General features: G+C 71.8%; 8 protein-coding genes. 6 read left to right on the plus strand and 2 right to left on the minus strand.

Annotated features, from left to right (window positions below; genetic code table 11):
* Positions 1-20 precede the first annotated feature (20 nt).
* Complete coding sequence (locus tag ABD308_RS37535) at positions 21-1,658, minus strand: M4 family metallopeptidase (protein WP_344345183.1); 1,638 nt, start codon at positions 1,656-1,658, stop codon at positions 21-23.
* Between the two features lie 490 nt (positions 1,659-2,148).
* Here ABD308_RS37535 and ABD308_RS37540 point away from each other — a divergent pair, with 490 nt between their 5' ends.
* From ABD308_RS37540 to icmA, 3 genes are all read left to right on the plus strand, one after another.
* The gene (locus ABD308_RS37540; protein ID WP_344345188.1) at positions 2,149-2,688 is read left to right on the plus strand and encodes a MarR family winged helix-turn-helix transcriptional regulator; all 540 of its coding nucleotides are present in this window, start codon (positions 2,149-2,151) and stop codon (positions 2,686-2,688) included.
* A 76-nt stretch (positions 2,689-2,764) separates the two neighbouring features.
* Complete coding sequence (locus ABD308_RS37545) at positions 2,765-3,106, plus strand: DUF3817 domain-containing protein (protein WP_344345192.1); 342 nt, start codon at positions 2,765-2,767, stop codon at positions 3,104-3,106.
* Between the two features lie 174 nt (positions 3,107-3,280).
* Positions 3,281-4,966 carry a coenzyme B12-dependent isobutyryl-CoA mutase large subunit gene (gene icmA, locus ABD308_RS37550; protein ID WP_344345195.1) on the plus strand — a complete coding sequence of 562 codons (1,686 nt, stop codon included), beginning with the start codon at positions 3,281-3,283 and terminating at the stop codon, positions 4,964-4,966.
* Positions 4,967-5,026: 60 nt separating this feature from the next.
* Here icmA and ABD308_RS37555 read toward each other — a convergent pair whose 3' ends face one another.
* Complete coding sequence (locus ABD308_RS37555) at positions 5,027-5,680, minus strand: TetR/AcrR family transcriptional regulator (RefSeq protein WP_344345197.1); 654 nt, start codon at positions 5,678-5,680, stop codon at positions 5,027-5,029.
* 364 nt (positions 5,681-6,044) lie between these two features.
* Here ABD308_RS37555 and trxA point away from each other — a divergent pair, with 364 nt between their 5' ends.
* From trxA to ABD308_RS37570, 3 genes are all read left to right on the plus strand, one after another.
* Entirely contained in the window at positions 6,045-7,043 is a 999-nt protein-coding gene (gene trxA / locus ABD308_RS37560) for a thioredoxin (protein WP_344345200.1), read from the plus strand.
* Positions 7,044-7,647: 604 nt separating this feature from the next.
* Positions 7,648-8,310, plus strand: a complete 663-nt coding sequence (locus ABD308_RS37565) for a DUF6230 family protein (RefSeq protein WP_344345203.1) — start codon at positions 7,648-7,650, stop codon at positions 8,308-8,310.
* A gap of 129 nt (positions 8,311-8,439) precedes the next feature.
* A partial coding sequence (locus ABD308_RS37570) for a DUF6114 domain-containing protein (protein ID WP_344345206.1) occupies positions 8,440-8,850 on the plus strand: 411 nt, incomplete at its 3' end.

Consider the following 8,850-nt stretch of genomic DNA (forward strand, 5'->3'; position numbering starts at 1 on the left):
GACGTCCGTCGACCGGTGCGTCAGTTGACGTTGACGCCGCTCCACGCGGCCGCCACCGCGTTGTACTCGGCGCCGCCGGCGCCGTAGAGGTCGGCCGCGGCGCTCAGGGTGCCGGTGCGGGCGGCCTTGTAGTTGGTGGTCGAGGTGAAGTAGACGGTCAGCGCGCGGTACCAGATCGCCGCGGCCTTGTCCCGGCCGATGCCGGTGACCGTCGAGCCGTTGGAGGTCGGGCTGTTGTAGCCGACGCCGTTGATCACCTTGGCGCCGCTGCCCTCGGCCAGCAGGTAGAAGAAGTGGTTGCCCACGCCGGAGGAGTAGTGGACGTCGAGGCCGCCCACCGAGGAGGACCAGGCGTCGGCCGAGCCGCCGTCCTTGGAGGGCTTGTCCAGGTAGCGCAGCGGGGTGCCGTCGCCGTTGATGTCGATCTCCTCGCCGATGAGGTAGTCCGGCGGGTCGGCGGGGAGGTCGGCGGACCACTCGACCATGGTGCCGAAGATGTCCGAGGTGGCCTCGTTGAGGCCGCCGGACTCGCCGGAGTAGTTCAGCCCGGCGGTGGCCGAGGTGACGCCGTGGGTCATCTCGTGGCCCGCGACGTCCAGCGCGGTCAGCGGGTTGAGGTTGTTGGCGCCGTCGCCGTACGTCATGCAGAAGCAGGAGTCGCTCCAGAACGCGTTGACGTAGTTCCTGCCGTAGTGGACCCGGCTGGTGGCGCCGACGCCGTTGTTCTTGATGCCGTTGCGGCCGAAGGCGTTCTTGTAGTAGTCCCAGGTGGCCGCCGCGCCGAACTGGGCGTCCACCGCGGCCGACTGGCGGTTGGCGGCGGTGCCGTCGCCCCACGCGTTGTCGGTGTCGGTGAACAGCGTGCCCGAGCCGGAGGTGCGGTTCTTCAGGTCGCTGGTGGACTGGCCGCCGCGCGAGGCGTCCTTGAGCGAGTAGCCGCCGGTGGCGGTGGTGGTGGTCAGCGGGACGGTGCCGACGAAGACGCCGGTACCGGTGCCGGAGGCGGTCTGCACCTGCTCGTGGCTGGACAGCACCTGGCCGGTGGCGGCGTCGGTGACCAGCAGCAGGCTGCTCGGGGTGCCGTCGGCGCGCACGCCCTCCACGGTGGTCCGGTAGGCCAGCCGCGGCTCGCCGTCGGCGGCCCAGACGACCAGCTGGGCGGCGCCCGTCCGGTGGACCTCGGTGACCGGGGACTCGTCCTTGTCGGCGACGACGCCGACGGTGGACGACACCGCGCCGGAGGCCTGCGCGGCGGCCTGGTCGGCGGGGACCTTCGGGGTCAGGCTCGGCACCGCGATCCGCGCGGCGACGGCCTTGTCGACCGCCTTGACCGCGCCGTCGGCGCCCTGGTGGACGACGAGGTCGCCGCCGAGCACCGGCAGACCGGCGTAGGTGCGCTCGAAGCGGAGGTGGCGCGTGCCGTCGGCGTCCACCACGGCGTCCTTGGCGACCAGCGTCTCCTGGCCGCCCAGTCCGAGGGCCTTGGCCAGCGGGCCGGCCTGGCCGTTGGCCAGCGCGATCAGGCCGGCGCGGTGCTGAGCGGCCTGGGCCTGGACCGAGGGGGTGGGGGTGGCCTGGGCGGTGGTGCCGACCTGGATGACGCCGGTGAGGAGGGTGGTGGCGGAGAGTACGGCGACGGCTGCGAGCTTTCGCTTCACGTACAGGTCCTTCCGGGAAACCGCGTGTGCGCGGTCGCGCCGCGTTCCGGGGTGCCGGGGCTGGCACCTGAGGGGCGGAACGGGCGCTGACGTGCTGCTCCGTGCGGTCCACGGTGGCCACCGGTGAGTGGGGTGGCGGCCACCGGACGGGGCTGGCGGAAAGCATGACAATCCGACAAGTGAAATGACAGGTCTCGTTCATGGATTGGCCAGGTCCCGCCAATGTGACGGAAGGTGAACAGGGTGACAAAAGGGGCGAATCGCCCCGTCTTTCAGCGGGTTACCGTCCGAACCGCCGCCTGATAGCGCGGCGGACGCCGTCCGGAGGGTCAATCACCCCGGCCGGAGGGACGGTTGGTGCCCGTTCACGGCCCCGCAACCCGCTGGTACGGACCTGACGGGCCCACTGGCGTGTTCCCGCCACGTGTCGCGCTTGTCCACCATCAGGACGCCTGGTAGCCCGTGCCCCGCCCGCCGGTACGGTAAGGAGGTGGCCAAGCCCCTCGCACTCGACTTCGACCCGATCGCCCGCGCCGACGAGCTCTGGACCCGCCGCTGGGGGGCCGTCCCCGCGATGGCGGCGATCACCTCGATCATGCGGGCCCACCAGATCCTGCTCTCCCGCGTGGACGCGACGCTCAAGCCGTACGGGCTGACCTTCGCCCGCTACGAGGCGCTGGTGCTGCTCACCTTCAGCCGGACCGGCGAGCTGTCGCTCTCCAAGATCGGCGAGCGGCTGATGGTCCACCCGACCAGCGTCACCAACACCGTCGACCGCCTGGAGCGGGCCGGCCTGGTCGCCCGCCGCCCCAACCCGCTGGACGGCCGGGGCGTGCTCGCCGCGATCACCGAGCGGGGCCGCGAGACCGTCGAGGGCGCCACCCGGGAGCTCATGGCGATGGAGTTCGGCCTGGAGGAGTACGGCGCCGACCAGTGCCGCGAGGTCTTCGACCTGCTGCGCCCGCTGCGGGTGGCGGCCGGCGACTTCGCCGAGGTCCCCGGCGAGGGGCCTGCGCGGCCGGAGGCGTGAGGGCGGCTACCCTCGTGTGAGCGGTGCGCGGATCCGGACGTACCCCCCGAAGCTGCCGAGCGAGGCGATGAAGACGATGAAGGCGACCCCCCTGCTGGGCTGGTACCGCGCCCTGGCCGTTGCGACCGGTGTGGCACTGCTGGTGTTCTGCGGCTTCATGGTCGCGAAGTACGGCTTCGACGCGGCCGAGGACCTGACCACCTACGTCGCGATGCTGCACGGCTACCTCTACATCGGGTACTTCGTGGTGACCTTCATGCTCGGCCAGAAGCTCAAGTGGCCGCTGGGCCGGATGATCTTCACGCTGGCCGCCGGCTGCATCCCGTTCGCCTCCTTCGTCGCCGAGCGCAAGGTGGCCGCCGAGGCCGCCGCCAAGCTGTCCGCCGGTGACCCCGCCCGCCAGCCGGCCGGCGTCTGAGCGAAGCCCCTGGGCGCCCTTCCCCGCACGGGGGAGGGCGCCTTTCGCATGCCCCCGGTGCGGGTGGCCGGGTATCCGTCGACAAGTACTAGGACGTCCGAGTAAATTAGTAGGACGTCCTAACAGCTGTGCCGCCCGCTGGTGTGGCGGCCGTACGGAGCGGAGTTCGGGGTCATGGACGCCGAGGAGATCGAGCGCGGGCGGCAGCGCTGGCAGCAGCGGTACGACAGCGCCCGCAAGCGGGACGCGGACTTCACCACCCTCTCCGGGGACGAGGTCGAGCCGGTGTACGGCCCGGCGCCCGGGCAGGCCTACGAGGGCTTCGAGCGGATCGGCTGGCCCGGCGAGTACCCGTACACCCGGGGCCTGCACCCGACCGGCTACCGCGGCCGGACGTGGACCATCCGCCAGTTCGCCGGCTTCGGCAACGCGGAGCAGACCAACGAGCGGTACCGGATGATCCTGGAGGCGGGCGGCGGCGGCCTCTCGGTCGCCTTCGACATGCCCACCCTGATGGGCTACGACTCCGACGACCCGCGCTCGCTCGGCGAGGTCGGCCACTGCGGCGTGGCGATCGACTCGGCCGCCGACATGGAGGTGCTGTTCCGCGGCATCCCGCTGGGCGAGGTCACCACCTCGATGACGATCAGCGGCCCGGCGGTGCCGATCTTCTGCATGTACCTGGTCGCCGCCGAGCGGCAGGGCGTCGACCCGGGGGTGCTCAACGGCACCCTGCAGACCGACATCTTCAAGGAGTACATCGCCCAGAAGGAGTGGCTCTTCGCACCCGAGCCGCACCTGCGCCTGATCGGCGACCTCATGGAGTACTGCGCCAACGGCATCCCGGCGTACAAGCCGCTCTCGGTCTCCGGCTACCACATCCGCGAGGCCGGGGCGACGGCCGCGCAGGAGCTGGCGTACACCCTGGCCGACGGCTTCGCCTACGTCGAGCTGGGCCTCTCCCGGGGCCTGGACGTGGACGTCTTCGCGCCCGGCCTGTCCTTCTTCTTCGACGCGCACCTCGACTTCTTCGAGGAGATCGCCAAGTTCCGCGCCGCCCGCCGGATCTGGGCCCGCTGGATGCGCGAGCGGTTCGGCGCGAAGACCGACAAGGCCCAGTGGCTGCGGTTCCACACCCAGACCGCCGGGGTCTCGCTCACCGCCCAGCAGCCGTACAACAACGTGGTCCGCACCGCCGTCGAGGCGCTCTCGGCGGTGCTCGGCGGCACCAACTCGCTGCACACCAACGCCCTGGACGAGACCCTGGCGCTGCCCTCCGAGCAGGCCGCCGAGATCGCCCTGCGCACCCAGCAGGTGCTGATGGAGGAGACCGGCGTCACCAACGTCGCCGACCCGCTGGGCGGTTCCTGGTACGTCGAGGCGCTGACCGACCGGATCGAGCGGCAGGCCGAGGAGATCTTCCGGAAGATCCTGGACAAGGGCCGCGAGGACCACGCGATCGGCCCGATCACCTCCGGCATCCTGCGCGGGATCGAGGACGGCTGGTTCACCGGAGAGATCGCCGAGGCCGCCTTCCAGTACCAGCAGGGGGTGGAGAAGGGCGAGAAGCGGGTCGTCGGCGTCAACTGCCACCCGCGCAGCGTCACCCCCGAGCTGGAGATCCTGCGGGTCAGCCACGAGGTGGAGCGCGAGCAGGTCCGGGTGCTGGGCGCGCGCAAGGCGGCCAGGGACGAGGCCGCGGTGCGGGCCGGGCTGGACGCGATGCTGGCCGCCGCGCGGTCCGGCGCGTCGATGATCCCGCCGATGCTGGACGCGGTGCGCGCCGAGGCGACCCTGGGCGAGATCTGCAACGCGCTGCGCGAGGAGTGGGGGATCTACCGGGAGGTCGCCCGGTTCTGAGCCACCCGCCGAGGCCGCCCGGCACCCCGCGGAGGGGCGCCGGGCGGCCTCCGCGCGCGTTCAGCCGGCCGACGGGACCGGGAAGGGGCCGAGCAGCAGGACGGTGAAGCGCCGGGTCCACTCGGGGGTGACCGGCTCGCCGCTGACCAGCACCCGGTGCTCGACCGTGCCGGCGATGGTGTCGAAGATGATGTCGACCTCCTCGCGGGCGGTCGCCTCGTCGAGGTCCGGGGCCAGCTCGCCGCGCGCCTGGGCGGCCGTGCGCCCCTGCCGGACCAGCCGCTTCTGCGGGTCGACGATCGCCTCCCTGATCCGCCGGCGCAGCTGACGGTCGCGGGTGCCCTCGGCGAACAGGGCGAGCAGCGCCGCCTGGCTCTCCGGGCGGGCCAGCAGCGCGGCGAACTGGGCCACCACCGCCTCGATGTCGGCCTGCAGACTGCCCAGGTCGGGCATCACCAGCTCGTCGAAGAGGCTGGCGACGGCGTCCACCACCAGCTCGTTCTTGGACGGCCAGCGCCGGTACAGGGTGGTCTTGGCGACGCCGGCGCGGGTCGCGACGTGGCCCATGGTGAGTCCGCCCCAGCCGAGTTCGGCCAGCGCCTCGCGGGTGGCGTCCAGGATGGCGCGGTCGGCGGCGGCGCTGCGCGGGCGGCCCTTGGCCCGGGTGGCGGCGGTTTCCGGGCTCTCCGGGACGGGTGGCTGGGGCGCCGGCAACGGGCCTCCTTGCGATCTACCGGTAAGTAACCTGCGTGGGGCTGGTAACGGTAGCGACTCTTACGTGTTCAGGACAGTCGAGTCGTCCGGGAAAGTGGCCCACCTCACGTCGCGTCGGGGCGGTCGGGGGTTGCGGCGGGTGCCCGGGGGCCAGTTACGCTACGACTCGTAGCGAAAGCGACGACCAGGCGCCGTGTCCCCGTGGGACGGGAGCGGCGCGGGCGTGGATGGGGATCCGCGCCGAACGGTTCAGGCTATCGGGGAGTGGCTCCGCCACCCCGGGAATCGGGACCGCGCAGCCCGCGCGGGGCGTTTTCCGGGAGGTTGGTGTCCACCAGCGGCGCGGGCGGGGGAGGATGGTGCCATGCAGCCACGGAATTCTCGTCTCAACAGTGCCGCCCTGCGTGGTGCGGTCGACCTCGCCGCGGTGAAGGCAGCCGGCGAGGCTGCCCAGAAGGCCGAGCAGGCCCGGGCCGAGCGGGCCCGCCAGGCGGCCGCCGGAGAGGCGGCCGGGGAAGCCCCGGCCGGCGCCGGGTACCCGCTCGTCATCGACGTCACGGAGGACACCTTCGAGGCCGAGGTCGTCCAGCGGTCCACCGAAGTGCCGGTGGTCGTCGACTTCTGGGCCGAGTGGTGCGGGCCCTGCAAGCAGCTCAGCCCGATCCTGGAGCGCCTGGCCGAGGAGTACGCCGGCCGGATCGTGCTCGCCAAGATCGACGTCGACGCCAACCAGCTGATCGCCCAGCAGTTCGGCATCCAGGGCATCCCGGCCGTCATGGCCGTGGTGGCCGGTCAGCTGGTCCCGCTGTTCCAGGGCGCCGAGAACGAGGCCAACGTCCGCAAGGTGCTGGACCAGCTGATCCTGGTCGCCGAGCAGCGCTTCGGCATCGTCGGCACCGGTGGCGCGCCCGCCGAGGGCGGCGCGCAGGCCCCGGCTCCGCACCGGCCGGAGGACCCGGCGCTGGCCGCGGCCCACGACGCGCTCGACCAGGGGGACCTGGGCGGTGCGATCCAGGCCTACCGGAACGTGCTGGCCGAGCAGCCGGGCAACGCCGAGGCCAAGGTCGGCCTGGCCCAGGCCCAGCTGCTGCAGCGGATCGAGGGGCTGGACCCGCAGTCCGTCCGGGCGGCCGCCGCGGCCGACCCCAAGGACGCCGAGGCCCAGCTGCGGGCGGCCGATCTGGACCTGGTCGGCGGGCACGTCGAGGACGCCTTCGGCCGGCTGGTGTCGACGGTCGGCAAGACCTTCGGCGAGGACCGGGACACCGTCCGGCTGCGGCTGCTGGAGCTGTTCGAGGTGATCGGCCCGGAGGACCCGCGGGTCACCGCGGCCCGCCAGGCGCTGGCCCGGGTGCTGTTCTGAACTCCGGTCGGTGACACGGCTGATGACCTGCGGTGCCGCCCGGTGATTTGGCGACAATCCGGTCATCCTCTCTGAGGTTTACCAAATCTTGACAACACCCGTGGACGGTCACGACATGTGACCGTCCACGGGTGTTTCGCTGGCGTTTCCGGAGGATTTCGCCCTCACCAATCCTCCATTTCATGACGCTGCGTAGTCGAGGTGCAGATCCCATGATCATTTGCGTCTCTGTGGGATTACCCGTCAGTAAGGCGACCTCTTGTGCTTCGCCCGGGATTCGAGCAGCATCGGCACGCCCGGTCCCCAAACCTCGACCCCCGCCGGCAGCCGGTCGGCGGACCCGGAGGAGGGGATCCCCACCGGGCGGCCGGCGGCCATGCCGCCGGCGAGAGGGCAGGGGGGTGTCCGCGGGTCCCACGGCGGTTCCTGTCCTTCGCACGACCGCGCCACCCGCGCGGTCACTGGTTGTCGCTCGGGGGGATCGCCCGTGTCGCCACGGCGCTCTCCGCTACCGAGGACGTAGCTCTCTCCCATCCCAGGCCCCCACCGGTGCGGGACTCGCCACCGGGGAGCCGGAGATGTACGTCCCAGAAGGAGGACACGCATGTCCAAGACCTACGGCAAGACCCGCTGGAAGCGCTTCGCCCTGGTGATGGTGCCGAGCCTCGCGGCCACCGCCGCGGTCGGCGTCGGCCTGGCGAACAGCGCGCTCGCCGCCTCGTTCAGCATCTCGGGCCAGCAGTTCAAGGTCTCCGCGAAGGAACTGCACGGCACCAACTTCGCGCAGTTCGGCTCGATCGACGTCGAGAAGGACAAGACGACCCACCCGGTCGCGGTCTCGGCCTTCGACACGGCCCGGATCAAGGGCCTGTGCCAGTCGCTGGTCACCGACCCGAACGTGATCCCGCTGCCGTTCAAGCTCCCGAAGATCACCCTCCGCCTGGAGGCCGGCGACAGCGACCAGCAGGACCGTCAGGTCGAGGCCGCCAACCTGCTGATCGACCTCGACTCCCTTGAGGCCGACGCCGAGTTCGGCAACATCAACATCGGCCAGGACGCCTCCACCCTCACCGGTACGGCGACCAGCGGGTGGACGTCCGCGCTCAAGTCCGGCCTGCCCAGCGGCAAGACCGGCTTCGCGCAGGCCGCGGAGACCGCCGACCTGTACGGCGCCAAGCAGACCGCGTGGGCCACCTCGGCGGGCACCTTCAAGCTCAGGGGCCTGAAGCTCAACCTCTTCACCGACGCGGGCCACGAGTGCTTCTGAGCCGGTTCCTCAGCTGACCGGCCGACCGCCTGACGGCGGGTCGGGGCCGGGGGCGGCGGCCGTAGGGGCCGCCGTCCCCGGGTTCCCCCTTTTCCGATTCACCTCGTCACCTCATCGAGGAGCTGCATCGTGTCCAGCACCCTTGCCGAGCCGCGGCCCGCCGAGCGCGAGAACCCCTTCCGGTGGGTACGCCGGGTGTTCCGTGACTTCCGCCGCTCCCGGCCGTTCTACGGCGGGCTGCTGGCCGTCCTCGCCGGCATCCCGATCATGTACTTCCCGTACGCCAACCTGTCGTTCAGCGGCATGACGCTCGCCATGGCCACCACGGGCGGCGCGGGCGCGCTGATCATCGGGGTGCTGCTGATCGTGCTCGGGCTGACCGCCTGGTTCCAGCCGCTCGTCCGGGTCTTCGCGGGCATCGCCACCACCCTGCTCACCCTGGTCGCGATCCCGGTCTCCAACCTGGGCGGCTTCGGCCTGGGGGTCCTGCCCGGTCTGATCGGCGGCGGTCTGATGATCGCCTGGGCGCCGCTGCCGCCC

The organism is Kitasatospora putterlickiae, assembly GCF_039527695.1.
Taxonomy (GTDB): domain Bacteria; phylum Actinomycetota; class Actinomycetes; order Streptomycetales; family Streptomycetaceae; genus Kitasatospora; species Kitasatospora putterlickiae.